19 protein-coding genes and 1 pseudogene are annotated in these 21,266 nt (G+C 67.5%); 6 read left to right on the top strand and 14 right to left on the bottom strand.

The window, feature by feature from the left end; all coding sequences use genetic code 11:
* Positions 1-6: 6 nt before the first annotated feature.
* The 8 genes from KU887_RS24705 to KU887_RS24740 form a co-directional block, all read right to left on the bottom strand.
* Positions 7-1,245, bottom strand: coding sequence for an MFS transporter (locus tag KU887_RS24705; RefSeq protein ID WP_258255714.1), 1,239 nt, complete (start codon positions 1,243-1,245; stop codon positions 7-9).
* Entirely contained in the window at positions 1,242-2,522 is a 1,281-nt protein-coding gene (locus KU887_RS24710; RefSeq protein ID WP_258255715.1) for an MFS transporter, read from the bottom strand. Before KU887_RS24710 ends, KU887_RS24705 begins: the two co-directional genes overlap by 4 nt.
* On the bottom strand, positions 2,519-3,565 hold the full coding sequence (locus KU887_RS24715; protein WP_258255716.1) for an amidohydrolase: 1,047 nt from the start codon (positions 3,563-3,565) through the stop codon (positions 2,519-2,521). The genes KU887_RS24710 and KU887_RS24715 overlap by 4 nt, the downstream gene beginning before the upstream one ends.
* A gap of 10 nt (positions 3,566-3,575) precedes the next feature.
* On the bottom strand, positions 3,576-4,727 hold the full coding sequence (locus KU887_RS24720; RefSeq protein ID WP_258255717.1) for a porin: 1,152 nt from the start codon (positions 4,725-4,727) through the stop codon (positions 3,576-3,578).
* 49 nt (positions 4,728-4,776) lie between these two features.
* Positions 4,777-6,156 carry an MFS transporter gene (locus tag KU887_RS24725; protein WP_105866607.1) on the bottom strand — a complete coding sequence of 460 codons (1,380 nt, stop codon included), beginning with the start codon at positions 6,154-6,156 and terminating at the stop codon, positions 4,777-4,779.
* 86 nt (positions 6,157-6,242) lie between these two features.
* A complete protein-coding gene (locus KU887_RS24730) occupies positions 6,243-7,184 on the bottom strand; it encodes an SMP-30/gluconolactonase/LRE family protein (RefSeq protein WP_112750410.1) in 942 nt (313 codons plus the stop codon).
* Positions 7,185-7,205: 21 nt separating this feature from the next.
* A complete protein-coding gene (locus KU887_RS24735; RefSeq protein WP_058902367.1) occupies positions 7,206-8,153 on the bottom strand; it encodes an NAD(P)-dependent oxidoreductase in 948 nt (315 codons plus the stop codon).
* Positions 8,153-8,851: an RraA family protein gene (locus KU887_RS24740; protein ID WP_034203223.1), complete on the bottom strand. Its 699-nt coding sequence runs from the start codon at positions 8,849-8,851 to the stop codon at positions 8,153-8,155. Before KU887_RS24740 ends, KU887_RS24735 begins: the two co-directional genes overlap by 1 nt.
* Positions 8,852-9,016: 165 nt before the next feature.
* Here KU887_RS24740 and KU887_RS24745 point away from each other — a divergent pair, with 165 nt between their 5' ends.
* On the top strand, positions 9,017-9,727 hold the full coding sequence (locus tag KU887_RS24745) for an IclR family transcriptional regulator (RefSeq protein ID WP_006482615.1): 711 nt from the start codon (positions 9,017-9,019) through the stop codon (positions 9,725-9,727).
* 17 nt (positions 9,728-9,744) lie between these two features.
* Here the strand turns inward: KU887_RS24745 and KU887_RS24750 are convergent.
* The 3 genes and pseudogenes from KU887_RS24750 to KU887_RS24760 form a co-directional block, all read right to left on the bottom strand.
* A pseudogene (locus tag KU887_RS24750) lies at positions 9,745-9,883 on the bottom strand (short-chain dehydrogenase/reductase); the annotation flags it as partial.
* Positions 9,884-9,961: 78 nt separating this feature from the next.
* Positions 9,962-11,296, bottom strand: coding sequence for an MFS transporter (locus KU887_RS24755; RefSeq protein ID WP_006482599.1), 1,335 nt, complete (start codon positions 11,294-11,296; stop codon positions 9,962-9,964).
* Positions 11,297-11,362: 66 nt separating this feature from the next.
* Entirely contained in the window at positions 11,363-13,708 is a 2,346-nt protein-coding gene (locus KU887_RS24760) for a cytochrome P450/oxidoreductase (protein WP_258255723.1), read from the bottom strand.
* A gap of 113 nt (positions 13,709-13,821) precedes the next feature.
* On the opposite strand from KU887_RS24760, the gene KU887_RS24765 reads away from it, so the two are divergent.
* The 4 genes from KU887_RS24765 to KU887_RS24780 all read left to right on the top strand — a co-directional run bounded on the left by KU887_RS24765 (position 13,822) and on the right by KU887_RS24780 (position 17,006).
* Entirely contained in the window at positions 13,822-14,637 is an 816-nt protein-coding gene (locus KU887_RS24765) for an IclR family transcriptional regulator (protein WP_258255724.1), read from the top strand.
* 89 nt (positions 14,638-14,726) lie between these two features.
* Entirely contained in the window at positions 14,727-15,365 is a 639-nt protein-coding gene (locus KU887_RS24770; protein WP_006494195.1) for a TetR/AcrR family transcriptional regulator, read from the top strand.
* 45 nt (positions 15,366-15,410) lie between these two features.
* Positions 15,411-16,394 (top strand): MDR family oxidoreductase, encoded by a 984-nt coding sequence (locus KU887_RS24775; RefSeq protein WP_258255726.1) that lies wholly within the window; start codon positions 15,411-15,413, stop codon positions 16,392-16,394.
* Positions 16,395-16,427: 33 nt separating this feature from the next.
* On the top strand, positions 16,428-17,006 hold the full coding sequence (locus KU887_RS24780) for a peroxidase-related enzyme (protein ID WP_006482604.1): 579 nt from the start codon (positions 16,428-16,430) through the stop codon (positions 17,004-17,006).
* Positions 17,007-17,124: 118 nt separating this feature from the next.
* On the opposite strand, the gene KU887_RS24785 is transcribed toward KU887_RS24780, so the two are convergent.
* The gene (locus KU887_RS24785) at positions 17,125-18,468 is read right to left on the bottom strand and encodes a serine hydrolase (RefSeq protein WP_060264857.1); all 1,344 of its coding nucleotides are present in this window, start codon (positions 18,466-18,468) and stop codon (positions 17,125-17,127) included.
* Between the two features lie 236 nt (positions 18,469-18,704).
* On the opposite strand from KU887_RS24785, the gene KU887_RS24790 reads away from it, so the two are divergent.
* Positions 18,705-19,616, top strand: a complete 912-nt coding sequence (locus KU887_RS24790; RefSeq protein ID WP_258255727.1) for a LysR family transcriptional regulator — start codon at positions 18,705-18,707, stop codon at positions 19,614-19,616.
* Positions 19,617-19,644: 28 nt separating this feature from the next.
* Here KU887_RS24790 and KU887_RS24795 read toward each other — a convergent pair whose 3' ends face one another.
* Entirely contained in the window at positions 19,645-20,520 is an 876-nt protein-coding gene (locus KU887_RS24795; RefSeq protein ID WP_258255729.1) for an SDR family NAD(P)-dependent oxidoreductase, read from the bottom strand.
* A gap of 153 nt (positions 20,521-20,673) precedes the next feature.
* Positions 20,674-21,252 (bottom strand): TetR/AcrR family transcriptional regulator, encoded by a 579-nt coding sequence (locus KU887_RS24800; protein WP_006482593.1) that lies wholly within the window; start codon positions 21,250-21,252, stop codon positions 20,674-20,676.
* Positions 21,253-21,266 lie beyond the last annotated feature (14 nt).

Genomic DNA, 21,266 nt, shown 5'->3' on the forward strand with positions numbered 1-21,266 from the left:
CTCCGTTTATTGTGCGCCTGAGCGCGTTCCTGTGAACCGTTGCCACGCGATGACCGCCACCACGCCGCACGCCAGCACGGCGGCCATGGCGGCGAAGGTGTGTCGCACGCCGAGCGCCTCCGATGCGCTGCCGACGAGCAGGTAACCGAACGGCATCGTGCCGTTGTAGGCCATGCCGTACATCCCGACGAGCCCGCCGCGCACGTGTTCTGGGCACTGCCGCTGAATCGTCGCGTTCGTCGACGTGGCCGCGAACGTGAGGCTGAAGCCGAGCGCGTAGAACGCGGGAATCGATCCCGCCGCATCGGTCGTCGCGGCCAGTACGGCCAGCGCGCCGACTGCCGTCCACGGCGCATACGCGATGAACCGGTGCGACGTGCGCGGCCCGAACGCCGACGACAGCAGCACCGCCGCGCTCAACGAGCCGGCGCCGGCGCACGCGAAGAACACGCCGGTAAAGCGCGCCGCGTCGTGAAAGCCCTGGTCCGCGAGCAGCGGCACGAGCGTCTGGTAGCTGCCGGCGAACAGGCCGATGCACGCGAGAATCGGCAGATAGCGGGCCGAGAACGCATCGGACAGCACGTAGCCGACCGCGTCGCGCAGGCCGCTTTCCGCGCGCGACGGGCCGTCCACCGTCGCGGTCCGGATCGACCGCACGCACGCCGCCATGAAGCACAGCGCGAGCGCATAGATCGCGAACGACGTCCGCGGGCCGAGCGTCGGATAGACGAAGCCGGCGATGGTCGGGCCGACCATGCGCCCGACGTTGTAGACCATCGTGTTCATCGCGACCGCGTTGGACGTGTGCGTCGGATCCTGCAAGCTCGTCAGCAGCAGCACCTGCCGCGCCGGCGTTTCCACCGCGCTCGACACGCCGATCGCCAGCGCATGCGCGAGGATCAGCTTCACGCCGAGCAGGCCAAGCAGCGACAACGTGAAGAGGCTGCCCGTCAGCAGCAGCGACGTCGTCAGCACGCAGAGCGTCACGCGGCGCGCGTTGGCCGAGCCGATGCGGGAGCCCGCCACCGGTGCGACGATCAACTGCGGCCCGTACAGCAGGAAGTTGAGCAGCGCGAGGATCGCCGCCGAGCCGGACAAGTGATAGATCAGCAGATTCAGCGTGACGTTCTGCGTCCAACTGCCGAGCACCGACGCGACCTGCCCGCTCAGGTAGCGCCGCAGCGATGCCTCCGTCAGCGCGGGAAACAGCCTGTTCACCCATCCCGCTTGCGTCGCCACGTTCATGACAGCGCCTTTCCGCGCGTTTCGGGCGCGAACAGCACGACCGCGGCCGCGGCGACGAACGCGACGATCGTCGTCGCGAGTCCGAGCACGAAGCCGCCCGACGTCGACGCCAGCGCACCGATGATCAACGGCGCGATGAAGCCGCCGAGCCGGCCGCCGTTGTATGCGAGACCCATGAAGAAGCCGCGCGATGCCGTGTTGCCGATGATCTCCGCGAGGAACGGGCCGGCACCCGCGAAGATGCCGTTCACGCTGAAGCCGGTCAGAAAGATCGCGGTCATCAGCAGCAACGGATTCGCCGACACGATATACACGCCGACGGCCAGCGCGCCGATCAGCAGGTAGCCCAGGAACATCGGCCGCCGGCCGAGCCGGTCGACCCATGCCGAGAACAGCAGGAACCCGGTGATCGCGCCGAACTGCAACGCCAGCACGAACTTCAGGCTATGCACGAAGTCGAGGTGCTTCACCGTGATCAGGAACGTCGGCGTCCACGTGAATACGCCCCAGTAGAGGTACTGCAGGAAGAAGATGAAGCAGAAGGCAGTGAGCAGGCCGCGCACGTTCAGCTTCTCGTGACCGGCCGTGTCGGGCTTGCGAGCCTGCGACTTCGCGTGCCGGCGTTCGAGCCAGATCGGTGATTCCGGCGTCTTGCGCGCGACCCAGAACAGGATGAAGAACGGCGACGCACCGATCAGGAACAGCAGACGCCAGCCGTCGCCGCCCAATCCGCCATGCGTGGCGCCGACGATGCCCGAGATCGCGATCGCGAGAATCGCGCCGATCGGCAAGCCCATCTGCATCAGCGCACCGCCCTTGCCGCGCCGGCCCGGATGCCAGGTCTCCGCGATGAGCGCCGCGCCGGCGGTCCAGGTCCCGCCCATGCCGAGCGCGCCGAAAAAGCGCAACGTGGCGAACGCGTGCGCATCGGGCGCAAATGCGATCAGGCCGGAAAACAGCGAGTAGATGCCGACGCAGAGCAGCGCGGTGCGCACGCGCCCGATCCGGTCCGACACGAAGCCGAACAGAATGCCGCCGATGATCTGTCCGGCCGCCGTGACGCTCGTGAACATGCCGAGCTGCGCCTTGTTCAGCCCGAACTGCAGCGCGAGCGTCGGCAGCAGCAGCGACAGCAGGAATGAGTCGTAGCTCTCGAACGTCCAGCCGAGCCCCGCGAGCGACAGCGCACGCCACTCGATACCGGTCACGCGCGTGAGCCCTTTTTCCGCGGCGGCGGCATCGATGTCCTGCGTCGCCACGGTTGCAGTCGTCTTCATGGGTTGTCTCCGGGAATCGCGACGCGATACGTCGAGGCGGCCGTCCGGCTGAACAGCGCGGCCTTTTCGTCGGCCGACATCGCGGACGCGAGTCGTTTGAAGGCGTTCCACAGCACGCGATAGCCGAACATCCCCTTGTCGACGGGGAAGTTGCTTTCGAACATGCAGCGATCGACGCCGAAAAGCTCGACGCAGGTATCGAAATACGGCTGCCACGCGGCCGCCAGGTCCTGCGACGACGGCGGCAGCGCGCGCGCGGCGAAGTCGAAACCGAACACGGTCATGCCCGCGCCGCCGAGCTTCATGCGCGTGTTCGGCAACGCGGCGAGACGCGCGAGTTGCCGTTTCCACTGCGCATGCACTTCGGCACGCCGGCCGGCATGCGGCCCCACGCCGACGGGGCCGCCAAAATGGTCGATGACGACGATGACGTCCTCGGACGCGCGCGCGAGTTCGTACAGGTCGTCGAGCTGCGTGTGATAGACCCACGCGTCGAGCGACAGCCCGTAGCGGCCGAGCGTCGTCACGCCCTGCCTGAAAGCCTGCTCCGACATCCGGTCGCGCGGCGGCGTCACCGGGCTCGACCGCACGTCGGGGCTCGCATGCCACGCGAGCGGATTGCGGATGCCGCGCAATCGCCCGCCGGACACCTGCAGCATCGTGTCGAGCACCGCATCGAGTTCCGCGCCGAGCGACAGATCGGCACCGCCGACGATGGCCTCGCAACAGCGCGTGGGGCCGTATGCGCCGCTGTCGAACATCGCGGCGATGCCGCTCGCGAATGCCACTTCGCCCACCGGCTTGAACGCCTCCGGCCCGCTTGCACGCAACATCGAGCGGCACTGCACGTAGACCGTCGACACGATCCGATGCCCGCCGCGCACGTCCGCGCCGAACTCGTCCGCGAGATAGCGCCCGGTCTGGCGGTCCCACAGGTGATGGTGGGCATCGACGATGGCGAGTTCGGGTTCGAGCACCGGCTCGTCGCGCAATGCGAGCCACTCGGGCCTGACCGGCAAATGGAGCGCGTGAACGGTCTGCATCGCACTCGCCTCAGAACTTCTGGCGCATGCCGATCACCACGCCCGTCTGGTTGTGATCGGGCGCGACCGTGCCATAGCCGTTCACGCCGAGCGCGGAGCCGCCCTTGTTGCGCGCGAACCCCGCCGTCGCATAGATATCGGTGCGCTTCGACAGCAGATAATCCGCACACAGCACGGCGAGCCACGGGTCGGCACTCGTCGAATGCACGTCCTGGTAATAGGCCGTCGCCGTGACCACGAACGCCGGCGACACCGCGTATTGCGCGCCGGCCCAGTACAGGTTCGCCGCGCTGGCTTCGGCGCCGTTCGCGACACGGATCGGGTTCGCCGGCAGGAACGCATTCGACGCACGAAGGTAGCGATAACCGGCGAATCCCTTCACCGGCCCGATCGCATACGACGCGGCCGCCGTGGCGCGCCGCTCGGTGCCCGTGTTGGTCGCGACGGTGTTGCTGTTGCGCTGCTCGTACGACACGCTCGCGGCGAGCGGCCCTTGCGAGAAAGTCAGCGCCCCGCTGAAGAAGCGGCCGGTGAGTTGCGCGCCCGGCACCTCGGCGCCGTACCCGGTGTCGTAGCGGGTGCTATACATGGCCTGCGCCGTCAGCGGACCGAACACGCCGGTGTACTTCACCGAGTTGTCGATGCGCGCGGCCGCCGCGTAGTCGACCGACAGCACCGAGTATCGCGACGACGCGCCCATCGGGTCGAAGGCCACGGCCTGTTCGTAAAAGAGCGCGTTCTGGCGGCCGAACGTCAGTTGCTGGCCCCGGTACGCCAGCCCGACCCACGCCTGCCGGCCGAAAATCCGCGACGTCGTGGCGGCGTTCGAACCGAGGCCTTTCGTCGACTGCGCGGTCGTGCCGTCATTGATGTTGAAGCCGTTTTCCAGCTGGAAAATGGCCTTCATGCCGCCGCCGAGATCCTCGACGCCCTTCAGTCCCCAGCGCGAACCGGACAGATTGCCCGACGCTTCGCGCGTCTGCGCGCCGCCGGTATTCGTATTGTTGATGTGCTCGATACCGACGTCGGCAATGCCGTACAGCGTGACGCTGCTTTGCGCATGCGCGGCAGCGCACCACGAGGCCGCGCTCGCGACGGTGACGGCGCCGAGCACGAAGCAGGGTTTCGGGCGGGAATGCTGGCTGGCCTGATTCGACGACATGAAGTCTCCAAACTGTTTTTTGTGGGTGGGTGTTCTGGCGAAAGCAAATTCACGTCTCGCGGGCGGCAGGCGCTTCGCCGGCGCCCGAGCCCGGATCGCCGAGCCATGCGATGGTCAACGCGCCGAGCAGCAGCACACCCGACACGGCGATGAGCGGCGCGGTGAAGCCGCCGGAGAATTGCTTGAGCGCACCGATCATTGACGGCCCGACGAAGCCGCCGAGATTGCCGACCGACACGATCAACGCGAGTCCGCCCGCGGCGGCCCGACCGGTGAGGAATCCCGACGGGATGGCCCAGTAAGTCGCCTGGAACGCGAGGATTCCGCTCACCGTGACGCACAGTGCGATCAGCTTGAAAACCGGCGCATGAATGAAGGCGCTCGCGCACAGCGCCACGGCCGCGACGGCCAGCGCACCGGCGACATACGGAATCCGGTTGGCCGCGCGATTGGCGAGACGCGCCCACCAGAGCATCACGCCGGCGCCGATCGCATACGGAATGGCCGTCAGCCAGCCGACCACCGCGTGTTCGACGCCGAACTGCTTGATGATCTGCGGCATCCACAAGCCGACGCCGAGCGAGCCGACGATCCCGCAGAAGTTGACGAACGCGAGCACGAACACACGCCAGTTCGTCATCGCGTCGCGCAGTGTGCTGCCGTGCTTCGCGCCGATGTCGCGCTGCTCGAACGCGAGGCGCTTCGCGAGCGACGCCTTCTCTTCGTCATTGAGCCACGCGGCTTTCTCGGGACGGTCGGCCAGCACGAACAGGCACGCGATGCCGAGCATCACCGCAGGGACGCCTTCGATCAGCAGCAGCCACTGCCAGCTGCGCAGCCCATGCAGGCCGCCGAGTTCGAGTAGCGCGCCCGAAACCGGCGAGCCGATCATGTTCGCGACAGGAATGCCGACGAGGAAGGCGGCCGTCACCTTCGCACGCCACTTGCCGGGAAACCAGTGCGTGAAATACAGGTAGATGCCGGGCGTGAATCCCGCCTCGGCGAGCCCGAGCAGAAAACGCGCGGCCGCAAAGCTCTTCGGTCCGACGACGAACGCCGTCGCCATCGAGAACAGGCCCCACGTGATCATGATTCTCGCGATCCATACGCGCGCCCCGACCTTCTGCATGATCAGGTTGCTCGGAATCTCGAACAGGAAATAGCCAATGAAGAACAGGCCTGCACCGACACCGAACTGCTCGGCCGTCAGACCGAGATCCTTGTTCATCGTGAGCGCGGCAAAACCGACGTTGGTCCTGTCGAGATAGCTGATCACATAGCAGACGAAGATGAACGGCAGGATGCGCCGGAACGCCTTGGCGAGCGTGCGCTCGCTGGCCGCGTAATCGTCGCCGGCAAGCTGGGCCGAGGACGGTGCGTCGGCGCGCGGTGCGTCGTCGCCGGCACGCAGCGCGTGCGAAATGGTCATGCTTGTCTCCTTCGTCGCGCGGCTGGCGGCGCGATCTTTCGGCATGCGGGCGGGAAGCCGACGCGCGGCTTCCCGGCTCGTGGGTCTCAGTCCTGCTTCACTGCCCGTTTCGCGGCCTGTTTCGGCAGCGGGCCGGCAATGCGCATGTCCGCTTTCAGGACGGAACCGGACGTCGATTCGGTGATGAAGAGCGTCTTCATATCCGGGCCGCCGAAGCACACGCTCGTGAGCGACGCCCCTTTCGGTCCGGTCAGGATCTCGACGGGCTCCGCGCAATGGTTGAGCACCCACACGCGGCCAAGCCCCGGATTCGCGACGAACAGGCGGCCTTCGAGATCGACGGTGAGGCCGTCGGGACCGCTCGGTCCGTACGACGTGAAGAACTGGCTGACCTTGCTGACCGACCCGTCGGCCTGCAGCGGCATGCGCCACACGGCATTGCCGCGCGTCATCGCGACGAACAGCACCTTCTCGTCGCGCGACAGGACGAGCCCGTTCGGGCTCGGGCAGGTGCCGAGCAGCATGTCGAGCTTGCCGTCGGGCGAGAGCCGATACACGCGGCCCGTCGGATCGTGCAGCCCGGTCTGCCCCTGGTCGGTGAAATAGAGGTTGCCGGCCGAGTCGAACGTCAGGTCGTTCACGCCCTTGAAGCGTTCGGTGTTGCGGCGCTCGAGATACGGACGCACTTCACCGCGCTCGATATCGAGCAGCATCAGACCGTTCCGGTAGTCGGTGATGATCAGGTGCGATGCGTCGAAGCGCTTCATCCCGTTGGGCTCGCCGTCGTATTCGACGACGAGATCCCAGTCGCCCGACGGCGAAATGCGGAAAATGCGCCCGTGCGGAATGTCGGTGACGAACAGATAGCCGTCCGGGTCCCAGACCGGCCCTTCGAGAAAGGAGTCCGTGACCATGCCGCCGCGATTCGCGCGCGCCCATTCCGTGCGGACGTCCGGCTTGCGAAACTTCTCCGGCATGCGCGTGAACACGTCGGCTTCGCGCACGTCGGGACTCGTCAGATAAAACATGCGTACCTCGATGTCCAGGGTTCAAGCCGCGCTGTGCGCGCGTTCGTCGAGCACCGCGAGAACGTTGGCGGCCGCGCCCTTGCCCATGTTCACGTACGCGGCATCGCTCACGCCGCCGACATGCGGAGACAGAATCACGTTGGGGATCTGCTGGAACGGGTGCGGCACCGTCATCGGCTCGACATCGAAGCTGTCGAGGCCGGCCGCGCGCAATTGGCCGCTCGCCAGCGCGTCGGCAAGCGCGGCTTCGTCGATCAAGCCACCGCGTGCGGTATTGACGAGAATCGCGCCGCGCTTGAAACGCGCGAACGTGTCGCGGTTGAGCATCCGGCGGTTGTCGGCCGTCAACGGGCAATGCAGCGACACGACGTCCGACTCCGCGTACAGCGTGTCGAGCGCCACGCGCTTCACACCCGCGGGCGCTTCCTTCGCGAACGGATCGAACGCGAGTACCTTCATGCCGAACGCCGCACCGATCGCGGCCACGCGCCGGCCGATCGCGCCGAGTCCGACGAGGCCGAGCGTGCGCCCGTCGAGTTCGACGGACTTGTGCGTCGCCTTGTCCCAATGGCCCTCGCGCATGCGGATATCGAGCTGCGGAACCGACTTCGCACACGCGAGCAGCAACGCCCATGCGTGCTCGGCGACGGCGGCCGCATTCGCGCCGACCGCGGCGCGCACCGCGATACCGCGTGCGGCAGCCGCGTCCTGATCGATCACGTCGATGCCGCTGCCGTGCTTCGAAATCACCTGCAGGTGCTCGGCGGCGTCCATGATGCGGGCGTTGATCTTGCCGTACCGGACGATGATCGCGACCGGCTTGTGCTCGATGCAGAGCGCTACGATGTCGTCCTCGGTCGGCTGCTTGCCGGCGAACACGACGTCGAACTGCGCAAGCATCTCGAGCGCTTGCGGCGCCAGATCGGCGGCAGTCACGAGGACCACGGGCTGATGCGAAGCGGTCTGCATCACAGCGCCTCGCCTTCGGCCAGCATGCCGGCCGCGCGCAGTTCCTTCTCGATCCAGCCCGGACGAAGGTCGCCCTTGTGGATCGCTGCGATACGCGCAGTTTCCAAGTCGAGCTTTTTCTGCGCGAGATCGACGATGCGCGCGACGTCGGCGCGTGCAATGACGACGACGCCGTCGGCGTCGCCGACCACCAGGTCGCCCGGATTGACCGTCGCGCCGCCCAGCGAGATCGGCGCATTCACGCGCCCCGCGATGCTTTTGGTCGGGCCGCACGGATTGAGGCCGGCCGAGAAGATCGGGTAGTCGCCGTTGGCCAGTTCGTGCGCGTCGCGCACCGCGCCGTCGATGACGATGCCGGCGATGCCGCTCGCCTTCGCCTGCGCCGCCATGATTTCGCCAAGCAGCGCGCACGAGATGTCGCCCTTGCCGTCGACCACGACGACGTCGCCTGGCTTCGCGACGGCGAGCGCCGCATGGATCGCCAGGTTGTCGCCCGGACGGACTTCGACCGTGACTGCGGGGCCGGCGACCTTCATCTTCGGCGACAGCGGCCGCACGCGGCCATGCACCGTGCCGCGGCGGCCCGCGACGTCGGCGAGGATCGCGGCCTGGTAACGCGCGGCCGCCTGAACGAGTTCCGGCGAGATGCGTTCGATGTCGCGATTGATCGGAGAAGTACTGACGGATGGCTTGCTCATGACTCGACCTCGGGTTGTGCGTTGTACTGTGTACAACACTGGTGTACATAGTGAAATCACTATAACGAGACAACCCATACCAGGGCACTGGCGTTTACCCTTTTACGTGGTAAACCAGCGTTTTACTCTGTACAATCTCCGTTGTGTGTCGACGGGAGAGAAGGAATGGGAAATGACGGCGTGGTTGCCGTGGAAAAGGCGCTTTCGCTGCTGGACTGCTTCAAGCCAGGCGCCGAATCGCAGTCGCTCGCGACACTGTCGCAAGCCTCCGGCATGCACAAGACGACGGTCTATCGGCTGATGAACTCGCTGGAGCGAATGGGCTATGTCGTGCGCGCGCAGTCCGGCAACTATTCGCTTGGGCACCGCGTGCTGTACCTCGGCAAGCTGTACGAGCAGTCCTTCCATCTGTCCACGGTGGTCGAACCGGCGCTGCATGCGCTGGCCGCGCTGACGAAGGAAAGCGCATCGTACTACGTGCACGACAACGGGCAGCGGCTTTGCCTGTTTCGGGTCGAGCCGTCCGAAGGCCTGCGTGAAACGCGGCTCGCGGGCACGATGCTGCCGCTCGACGACACGGCCATCAGCCAGGTGATCCGTTTCTGGGGGCTCGGCGAACCGATCTATGACAAGCCGCCCGCACTGCCCCTCTTCACCGCGGGTGCACGCGATGTGCACACCGCAGCGTTCGCGGTGCCGGTCTTCGGCGCCGGCGACAAGTTCATGGCGGCGCTGACGCTGTCCGGTCCTGCGTCGCGCCTCAGCGTCGCGCACGAATCGGGTGAACTGGATCGACCGCAGCTGGATGCGGCCGCCGATCTATCGCGGAAGCTGGGCGCGAGTGTCGCGCTCTGCGAGAACGTCTACGGCATCTGATCGCCGCTTCCGCAACGGCCGAGCAGCAGGCGCAGCGGCACGTCGTCGCGGCGCGACGGGTCGACGATCAGCGCCGCGCGCCGCCTGCGCGACCCATTCGGTACGCATCCCGCCCGGCTCGAGCGTGCACACGCGCACGCCGAACGACGCGGCTTCCTACGCGGAATTTTTCACCGTGATAAGCGTTTTTAAACAGGGTTAGTACGAACGCCCGCATGACGCGGGCGGTGTTCCTTACGCATGCGTCGAGCGCGGCCGGTCGTTCGTCAGCACAACCGCATGGCCGGTGGACATCGAACGTGACTGGAAGTCCTCGCCGCGCGATTCGCGCGACGCGATCACCGCGACGAACGCCGGCAGCGCCATCAGGATCGCGTAGCCGGCAACGAAGATCGCCGAACCCGTATAGCTGACGAGCAGCGTGCCGACGATCGGCGCGATCGATCCGCCGAGCACCGATGCAAGCTGATAGCTGGTCGACAGCGCGGTGAAGCGCACGCGCGTCGGAAACAGTTCGGCCATGTACGCGGCCATCGGTCCGAGAATGATCCCGTGGCACGTCAGGCACGCGATCAACGCCAGTTGCAGATGAACGTAGTCGCTGCCTGGCGACAGCGTGAACAGCGAACAACCGGCGATCGCCGCGCCGAGCAGGCCGGCGATCAGCACCGGGCGCCGTCCGATCCGGTCCGACACGTGCGCGGCAATCAGGATGACGACGACCTCGATCGCCGACGCCCACATCAGCGCGGACAGTGCCTGCGGTCTGCTGAAGTGCAGATAGCCGGTCGCGAGTCCGAGCGCGAACGTCGAAAACAGATACAGGAACGTGTTTTCCGCGGCTTTCACGAAGAACGCACGCGCCATTTGCCGCCCGTTGCTCGCGCAGGTGTCGCGCAGCGACGCGCGCTCGACCGTCTGGTGCGCGGCCGACAGCTCGGCGAACGCCGCCGATTCCTCGACGCGCCGGCGCGTCCAGAAGCCGACGATCACGAGCAGTGCGGAGATGAAGAACGGAATCCGCCACGCCCAGTCGACGAATGCGGCATCGCCGTAGAATCGCTGCACCATCCCGATCACGAACGCGGTCAGCACGTTCGCGAGCGGCCCGGCGAACATCGTGAAGCTGGTCCAGAAGCCGCGCTGCGCGCCGGGCATCGACTCGGCGATCATCAGGATCGCGCCGGTCGCTTCGCCGCCAACCGCGATGCCTTGCACGATGCGCAGCAGCACGAGCAGCAGCGGCGCCGCGATGCCGATCGACGCATAGGTCGGCAGCAAGCCGACGCAGAACGTGCTGATGCCCATCATCAGCAGACTGACGACGAGCGTCTTGCGGCGGCCGATGCGGTCGCCGATCATCCCGAACACGATGCCGCCGAGCGGCCGCGCGACGAAGCCGACGGCGAACGTCGCGAGCGCGAGCAGCGTGGCGGCGAGCGGATTGCCGACGACGAAGAACTGCTTGTCGAACACGAGCACCGCACACGCGGCGAACGCGAAAAAGTCGTACCACTCCAGCGTGGTGCCGACGGTACAGGCGAACATCAGGTTGGCACGCTTCTTCATCGCGCATGTCTCCGGTTTTTTTGTGGTTTGCGTGGGGCGAGCGACGCCGCGGCGACGCCCGTGGATTCAGAGTTCGAGCACGAGCCGCTCGCCGCCGCACGCGCGCGAACAGCAGGTCATCATGCGATCGTGCGCGTCGCGTTCGGCGCGCGTCAGCACGCTGTCGCGATGATCGACGCGGCCGGCCAGCACCCGCACTTCGCAGGATCCGCACAGCCCTTCGCGGCAGTCGCTCTGCACGTCGATGTTCGCGTGCTGCAATGCGTCGAGCACCGTCTGGTTCGCCGCGACCGTCAGCGTGATGCCGGAATCCTTCAGTTCGACTTCGAACGGGCGCTCCTTCGATGGGTCGAGGGCCGCACGCGTCGACACGAAATGCTCGACACGCAGCGCATCGCGCGGCCAGTGCGCGCAACTCGCTTCGAGCGCATCGAGCATCCGCGCGGGGCCGCACGCGTAGATGCGCGTGTCGTCGGCCGGCTGGGCGAACAGCGCGCGGAAGTCGTTGCGCGAACCTTCGTCCGACACGTAGACGTGCAGACGCTCGCCGTGCAGCGCCGTGAGCGCGTCGAGCAGCGCCATCGACGCGCGTCGTGCGCCGCTATAGTGGATCTCGTAGTCGATGCCGCGCACCTTCGCTTCGCGCGCCATCGCGCTGATCGGCGTAATGCCGATGCCGCCCGCGACGAAGATCGCCTTGCCGGCGTCGGTCGCGAAACGGAAGTGATTGCGCGGCCCGCGGATCTTCAGCACGTCGCCGGCGCGCAGATTCGCATGCACCCATGCCGATCCGCCGCGGCCCTGCGCTTCGTGCAGCACCGCGATCTCGTACGCGTCGCGCTCGGCCGGGTCGCCGCACAGCGAATACTGGCGCGTGATGCCGGTATCGCCGCAGATCACGTCGATATGCGCGCCGGGCGTCCAGCGCGGCAGCATGCGGCCGTCGCCGGACACGAGGCGGACCTGCGCGACGCGATCCGCGCACCTCGACACGCGCTGTACCTTCACCACGCGACTCACCGCGTGCGACGACGGCTCGCCGATGCGCACCGCCGTGCGCGCGCGCAGCGCCGACGGGTCGCGGCGCTCGGGATTCGCCGCCGGATCCCATTCGACATACAGGTGCTCGGGGCCGCGGAACGACGTGTTCGGCACATACGTGAAGCGCTGTTCCGCCAGCTTCATATGCGGCAGACGGCGCGTGAATTCCTCGAGGAAGATCTGCATCTCCATGCGCGCGAGATTCTTGCCCATGCACTGATGCGACCCGTAGCCGAACGTGAGCTGATCGCTCGCATTCTCCCGGCGGATGTCGAACAGGTCCGCATCCGCGAAGCGCGCTTCGTCATGATTCGCGGACGACGTGACGATCAACAGCTTCGAGCCGGCGGGCACCGCGACGCCGCCGATCGTGACGTCCTTCGTCGCGAGCCGTCGCCACGCGGCGACCGAGCCGTTGTGGCGCAGGCACTCCTCGACCGCGTTCGGGATCAGCGACGGGTCGTCGCAGATGTCGCGCCACGCATCGGGATGCTGCAGCAGCAGCTTCATCGCATTGGCCGTCGCGTTCGCGGTCGTCTCGTGCGCGGCGACGATCCCCGCCATCATCATCGAGTGCAGATACGAATCGGTGATCACGTCGGGCAGCGTCTTCTGCTTGCGGATCCCGTACTGCATCCAGCCCGGCCCGGACGGATCCTCGCGCATCTTGTCGAGCACCTTGCCCGCGAACTGCCAGAACTTGCCGACCGCATGCGCGACCGCGACCTGCTCCTCCGGTTTCGGACGGCCCCACGTGTTGATCGTATGGGCGATCGAGTATTCGCGCAGCGTGTCCATGTCCTCTTCCGGCACGCCGAGAAAGTGCAGCGCGACGGTCAACGGCACCTCCCACAACATCTGGTCGACCAGATCCGCGCGGCCGTCGTCGATGAAGCGGTCCACGTATTCGCGCGCGAGCCGGCGCACCATCGGTTCGTGATGCTTCAGCGCTTCGGGCGTGAACGGGTCCAGCAGCGCACGGCGACGCGGCATGTGCGCGGGCTCGTCCTCGTTGACGAGCGTGCGGTTCAGCGCGAAGCCGTACGACGCGAGCACCGCGTTCGCCTCGGCGCCGGTCGGGGTGATCTTCTCCAGCGCGATCGACGGACTGAACGTGAGGTTGTCGCGAAAGATGGCCTTGATGTCGTCGTAGCGCGTGACGATCCAGTACCCGAGCTTCGGGCTGTAAAACACCGGCTCCCGCTCGCGCGCCCAACGGACGTATTCGGGCGGATCCTGCTGGTAGCCGTCGTCGAACGGATCGAACGCGGCCGCGGCCGCGCTGACCGGGCACCCGTTCGGCGCGGTCGCCGCTGCCGGCGCAGGATGAAACGGACATTTCGACGACGCGTGATGCTCGATGGCGGACATGATTGACTCCGGCGCGATGATTTAGCGTAAATCTAATACGCATTGCGTAATCGCAGGACTGGGGTAAACCTTGGCGGCCCGCCGTCGGCGGCCGTCGGGCTAGAATCCGCCGTATGAAAGAAATCACCGGAACGAAAAAGACCGCACCCGCCGAGCGGGACCGCAGGCAACGCGTTCAATCCGCGTCGACCGGCCTTCTCGTGCTGAAGGAACTGGCGGCATCGGGCGGCCGCGCGACGCTGACCGCGCTCGCGGCACGGCTCGACGAGAATCCCGCGAAAGTGCACAGATATCTGGCGAGCCTGATGGAAGCGTCGTTCGTCACGCAGGATCGCGGCACGCAGCAGTACGTGCTCGGACCGCAATGCATCTCGATCGGGCTCGCCGCGATGCGGATGGCCGACCCGATACGACTCGCCGAGCCGTCGCTGGTGCGCCTGCGCGAGCGCCTCGAAGTGACGTGCTTCGTCGCGATCATGGGCAACCGCGGGCCGACGATCATGCGGTTCGAGGAGCCCGGCCTGCCGGTGACGGTCAACGTGCGCGCGGGCTCCGTCATGTCGTTGCTGTGGTCGGCGACGGGCCGGCTGTTCCTCGCGCTGCTCGACGAACCTCGCGTGCGGAAACTCGCGGAAGAAGAGCTTGCATCGGCGCCGGCCGAATTGCGCGCCCAGCTCGACCGGCGCGATCCGGTCGGCAAATTGCAGCGCGAGATCCGCGCGGCCGGCCTCGCCAGCGTCCGCGACACGAACCTGAAGGGCATCAGCGCGGTGTCGGCAGCGCTATTCGACGCAAACGGGCATATGTGCGGCGCACTCACCGCGCTGGGCGCCACGGGCGGCTTCGACGCGTCGGTCGACGGGCCGGTCGCGACGGCGCTGCGCCACGAGGCCACGCTGATCAGCGCCGAACTCGGGTACACGGGCTGACCCCGTCGCCGCTACGGCGTCCGCGGATCCGCCCGGACGCCGGCTCGCCCTCCGCTTGATTTTTGAGACGAACGGTCTATTATTCGGCCATGGACACGCGCACCGATCCGCCGCGCCGCCGCGGCCGGCCACCCAAGCAGCACGACGACCTCGTCGCCACGCGCGACATGCTGCTGCGCACCGGGCTCGAGATCCTCACCGAAAAGGGCTTTTCGGCCACCGGGCTCGACGAGATCCTCGGGCGCGCCGGCGTGCCGAAAGGCTCGTTCTATCACTACTTCGACAGCAAGGAAGCGTTCGGCCTCGAACTGATCGACCGCTACGCCGAATTCTTCGCCCGCAAGCTCGACCGCCATTTCAGCCAGCTGGAACGCTCGCCGCTGGCGCGCGTGCGCGCGTTCGTCGACGACGCCCGCGACGGCATGGCCCGCCATGCGTACCACCGCGGTTGCCTGATCGGCAACCTCGGCCAGGAAATGGGCACGCTGCCCGAGAGCTTCCGCGCACGTCTGCGCGCGACGTTCGAAGACTGGCAGCGCCGCCTCGCCGAATGCCTGGCCGACGCGCAGCAGGCGGGCGAACTGGCGGATGCCGCCGACCCCGCCGAGCTGGCCGCATTCTTCTGGATCGGCTGGGAAGGCGCCGTGCTGCGCGCGAAGCTCGAACGCAGCGACCAGCCGCTCGCGCTGTTCGCGCAGTTTTTCTTCAATGGATTGCCTCGCCGCTGAATTTTTTTACCATTAACTAGACGATCGGTCTAGAAAGGAGGACGGATGTTCCAGGGCATCGTGATCGACAAGGACGAGACCGGCCAGCACGTGAGGCTGCACACGCTGGACGACGCGCAGTTGCCGGCCGGCAACGTGACGATCCGCGTGGGCCATTCGACGCTGAACTACAAGGACGGGCTGGCGATCACCGGCAAGAGCCCGGTCGTGCGCAAGTTCCCGATGGTGCCGGGCATCGACCTGGTCGGCGAAGTCGAAGCGAGCACGCACCCGGATCACCGTCCGGGCGACCGGGTCGTGCTCAACGGCTGGGGCGTCGGCGAAACGCACTGGGGCGGCCTCGCGCAGAAGGCGCGGGTCGACGGCGACTGGCTGGTGCCGTTGCCGTCCGCGTTTTCGCCGCAACAGGCGATGGCCATCGGCACGGCCGGCTACACCGCGATGCTGTGCGTGATGGCGCTGGAACGGCACGGCGTGCGGCCGGACGACGGCGAGATCGTCGTGACCGGCGCGGCCGGCGGCGTGGGCAGCGTCGCGACGGCCCTCCTCGCGCGACTCGGATACCGGGTCGTCGCCGTGACGGGCCGCCCGGCCGATGCCGGCTATCTGCGGCAACTCGGCGCGGCCGAGATCCTGGATCGCGCGTCATTCAGCGTACCCGGCAAGCCGCTCGGCAAGGAGCGCTGGGCCGGCGCCGTCGACGTGGCCGGCAGCCACGTCCTCGCCAACGTGTGCGCGACCACGCGCTACCGCGGCGTGGTGACGGCCTGCGGCCTCGCCGCCGGCATGGACTTCCCCGCGACCGTCGCGCCGTTCATCCTGCGCGGCGTCACGCTCGTCGGGATCGACAGCGTGATGTGTCCGCGCGCCGAGCGGCTGGAAGCCTGGCGCCGGCTCGCGTCCGATCTCGACGTCGAGAAGCTGGGCGCCATCGGCCATCAGGTCGGCCTGAGCGACGCCATTCCGCTGGCGGCGGAACTGATCGACGGCAAGGTGCGCGGCCGCATCGTCGTCGACGTCAATGCCTGATCGCCCTTCGTGCCACTTTATCCAGGAGACCTCATGACTGCTCCAGACAACGCCCCCGTCAGCCGCTTTCCCGTGCCGGCGCTCGAAGACCTGCCCGACGACATTCGCGCACGCATCGCGGCCGTCCAGGAAAAATCGGGCTTCGTCCCGAACGTGTTCCTCACCCTCGCGCACCGCCCGGACGAGTTTCGCGCGTTCATGGCGTACCACGACGCGCTGATGGACAAGCCGGGCAACCTCAGCAAGGCCGAACGCGAGATGATCGTCGTGGCCACCAGCGCCGCGAACCAGTGTCAGTACTGCGTGATCGCGCACGGCGCGATCCTGCGCATTCGCGCGAAGGACCCGCTGATCGCCGACCAGGTCGCCACCAACTACCGCAAGGCCGACCTCACCGCGCGCCAGAAGGCGATGCTGGACTTCGCGATGAAGGTGTCGCAGGCCGCGCATCAAGTGGGCGAACCGGACTTCGACGCGCTGAAGACGCACGGCTTCACCGAAGACGACATCTGGGACATCGCGGCGATCTCGGCCTTCTTCGGGATGTCCAACCGCCTCGCGAACGTGACGAACATGCGGCCCAACGCGGAGTTTTACGCGCTGGGCCGCTGACGGCCTCGAGCGCGGCGAGCGCCACCTCGTCGCTACGGAAAGCCGGCGTACACGCGTCCGGCCTTCCGTGCGTTGCGGCAGGAAATGCGCCGCGGCCGGATGGCCGCGGCACGCACGCTCAATCCCGCAGTTCCCGCGCGATCGCGCTGTAGAACACCGACGCTTCGAGCGGCAGCGTATCGAACGACGGCTCCGCCTTCGGCCACGTCGACCATTGCACGATCACGAGATGCTCGGCGCGATTGACCATGATGACCTGACCGAAGATGCCTAGCGCCCACAGCGAACCGCGCAACGACGCCGCGGGCGTCGGGTCCGTGCCCTTCGCATCGACCGGCACCGCGTTGTTCCACCACTGGTAGCCGTAGATGCCGTCGGGATGCCCGGCCGACACCGACTGCCGCGCCTGCGTCCAGTCCGACGCCTGGTCGAGCCAGCCGTCCGGCAAGATCCGCGTGCCGTCGGGCAGCTTGCCGCCACCCAGCACGAATTCGCCGAAGCGCCCCCAGTCTTCCAGCGTCGCATTGAAACCGTGCGCGCCGACGTCGTGCCGCCCTGCGCGATACGCGTGCCACACACCGTCGCTCGCCATCCCGTACGGCTTCCAGATCGTCTTTTCGAGATAAGCGGCGAGCGACATGCCGGTCGCGCGCTCGAGCACGTCGCCGAGCAGCCACGCACCGCCGGAACTGTACGACCAGGTCTGCCCGGGCGGATGCGCGCGACCGAGCCCCTTGACCAGCGTGCGCACGCACGCGTACGTGCCGGGCCGCGCCTCGCATTGCGTGAGTTTCGCGAAGTCGGAGTCCGGATTCGTGTAGCTCTCGTTCCACGCGACGCCGGACGTGTGCTGGATCAACTGCTTCAGCGTCACGCCGTCCCACGCGGTGCCCTTCAGGTCCGGCTCGTAATCGGTCACGCGATCGTCGAGCGACTTGATCTTCCCTTCCCGCAACGCGACACCGACGAGCGTCGACACGACCGACTTGCCGACCGAGCGCGACGTCCACAACGTCGTATCGGTGTTGCCGTCGCCCAGATACTTGTATGCGATCTTGCCGTCCTTCAGCACCAGCAGGCCGGCCACGTCCTGATGCTTCAGGTAGTCCTTCAGCGTGTAGCGCTTGCCGTGCACTTCGTACGACACGTCGGTCAGCATGCGGGCGGCATCGACCAACGGCGTGGCCGCGCGATGGTGGAACACGTCGCCCGGATAGTTGCGATAGTCGTTGCGAAAGCCGATCACGCGATCCGGCTGGCTCCACGTCAGCATCCGCTTCGGGTCGGGCAGCGTCGCGTCGAACGGCGCGGGGCACGTGGCGAGCGCGACGCCGCCGCACGTCGCGGCGGCCGGCGCCGCGGCAGACCACGCGACTTGCGCGAACGACGCCGTCGCCGCGCTGCCCGCGACGACCGCCGCCGCGAGCGCGATGCCGAATGAACGATCGAACCTCGGTTTCATGGGTGTCCTTGTCGACGATGTCCGGTCGCGCCTGCGCAAGAAAGTTTCCGCCGCACGGCCCGAACGTTTCAGAGGGCGGCGCCATCGTCACCGGCGTCCGACGCGCGGCATACGCGGGTCGATCGCGCCGGCGACGGCTCCCGCATCGCGCCCTCGAAACCAGTATCGAGTGCGCGCGTCGACGAGGCAAAACGGCACATGTGGGAAAATCCCCCGCATCCGCCGGAAGGGACATCATGGGCGCACTGACTTACTCGCTCGCGCAGATCGAGGCGTTCGCGTGCATTGCCGAACACGGCAGCATCACGAAGGCCGCCGCGCATCTCGGCAAGGACCGCTCGACCGTCAGCGAGTTGCTGGAATTCTTCGAAATCGAGTTGGGCTTTGCGCTGTTCGCGCGCAGCGGACGATCGCTGTCGCTGACGTCGGAGGGCGAGCGCCTGCAACGCCAGGCGCGCCTGCTGCTGCGGCAGGCGCAGGCGTTCGGCGCCGCGGCGAAAGGCGTGCCGTCCGGCATCGCCGACGCGATCCGCATCGCCTACGATCCGTTCGTGCCGCGCACGCTGCTGCATGCGCTGATCGATGATCTCGCCGCGTCGGGCATCGACGTCAGTACCTGGAGCGCGTCGCGCGACGAAGCCGAGGCGGCGCTCGTGTCCGGCGCCGCGCAGGTCGCGATCAGTCTCGCGCGCAACCGGTTCGTCGCGGCCGAGCTCGAATGGCGGGCGGTCGGCGCGATCGAGATCGGCTTTTACGCGTCGGCCGACCTGTTTCCGGCCACCGGGTCGCCGGTCACGGTCCCCGCGCTCGCCACGAAGCCGCAGGTCGTGATGCACCGCTCGCTGGGCACGCAGTTCGCGCAACTGCTGCAGGTCTCGGACCGGCTCGTGTACGCGAACGAACTCGAAACCGTGCGTCACCTGCTTCAGCACGGCCATGGCTGGGGCTTCCTGCCGACGCATTTCGACGCCGGGCGCTGGCCGTCCGTCACGCGCATCGACACGGAGGTCGGGCACGGCAGCCTCGTCCATTCGATCGTCGCGGTGTGGAAGCCCGGCACGTGGAACCCGTCGCCGATCCTCGAAGCGATCGACGCCGCCGGCGCGGCATGGGAGAAAGCCGCGCAGCGGCAGCACGGCGCGCGCTGAACGCCACGCGCCGTGCTGCCGATCGCCGTTAATCGATCGCCTTCAACGCATCGAGCCCGTCCGGCAGCTTCGCGTCCGGAAACTGCGTCGACAACGTGGCGTCCCGCCACCGCGCCGCCTCTTCCGCACGCTGCCGCTCCGCCTGCTCGCAGACGAACAGCGCATCGCCGCCGAGCAGCAGGCGCAGCGGCACGTCGTCGCGGCGCGACAGGTCGACGATCAGCGCCGCGATGCGTGCGGGGTCGCCGATTTCATGGCCGCCATACGCGCCGAGCAGGTCGAGAATCTTGCCGACCGACGGCTGATAGTCGGGCAGCAGATCGTCGAGGCCGCGCTTCGCCCGTGCGGCCCATTCGGTACGCATCCCGCCCGGTTCGAGCGTGCACACCCGCACGCCGAACGGCGCGACTTCCTTCGCGAGCACGTCGCTGAACCCGCCGACCGCCCACTTGGCGGCCTGATACGCGGACAATCCGGGCGTCGACGTGCGCCCGCCGACCGACGACACCTGGAAGATGTGCCCGGCGCGCTGCGCGCGCATCGTCGGCAGCACCGCGCGCGTCAGGTTGATCACGCCGAACAGGTTCGTTTCGATCTGGTCGCGGAAAGCGTTGGCGCTCATCTGCTCGAACGGCGCCGTGTGGCCGTAGCCCGCGTTGTTCACCAGCACGTCGATGCGGCCGAACGCCGCGCGTGCCGTCGCGACGGCCTGCGCGGCCGCCGCTTCGTCGGTGACGTCGAGTTCGACCGGCAGCAGCCGGTCGCCATGCCGTTCGGCCAGATCGGCCAGTCGCGCCGGATCGCGCGCGCCGGCCACCAGCCGGTCGCCCGCCGCCAGCACCGCTTCCGAGATCGCTCGCCCGAGGCCGCGTGCGGCCCCCGTTACCAACCAGACTTTCGACATTTTTCGCTCCTTGAGCATGATGAAACGATGAAAATGAATGATTACTCACTCATTAATGTGGGCGATGTGTCGATCATCCGCGACGTGCATCGCCCGGCTTGAAACGCGCTACCCGTCGTCGCACCATGCGCCGCCACGACGACGAACCTCGACTCACACCGCGTGCAACACGGCCCACAACGCGCGAAACCCGGCTTCCCGGTACGCATCGGCCCGCGCCGGATCGCGCGCGATCGACTCCATCGCGGTTTCCGCGATCGACGTAAACAACGCCGCGCAGAACGCATGCGCTTCGTCGCGGTGCAGCGCGCCCGACGCGGCGACCTGCTCGCGCAGCAGCGCACCGATCCCGCCAAAGCCTTCCGAGCCGGCCGCCCGATGCGCGTCGTCGATGCGGCCGCTCACGCCCAACTGCCGCAGCGCGCGCCGGCCGTCCGGATTCGCGACACCCCACGACACATAGCCGTTCCACGCATGCCGCACGGCCTGCTCGGCCGGCGCGTGTTCCGGAAACCCGGTCATCATCGCGTCGCGCAGGTCGGCCTTCAGGCTCAGGTACAGCGCGTTCAGCAACGCATCCTTGGTCTCGAAATAGGTGAACACCGTGCCTTCCGCGACGCCGGCGAGCTTCGCGATGCGCGCGGTCGTCGCGCTCGCGCCGTCCTCGGCGAGCGCGCGCGCGGCCGCGGCGAGGATGGCTTCGTGCTTGTCGGGACTACGCGGTCGGGCCACGTTCGATTCCTTTA

Origin of the sequence: Burkholderia sp. EMB26 (assembly GCF_024730645.1) — a bacterium.
Classification (GTDB): Bacteria; Pseudomonadota; Gammaproteobacteria; order Burkholderiales; family Burkholderiaceae; genus Burkholderia; species Burkholderia cenocepacia.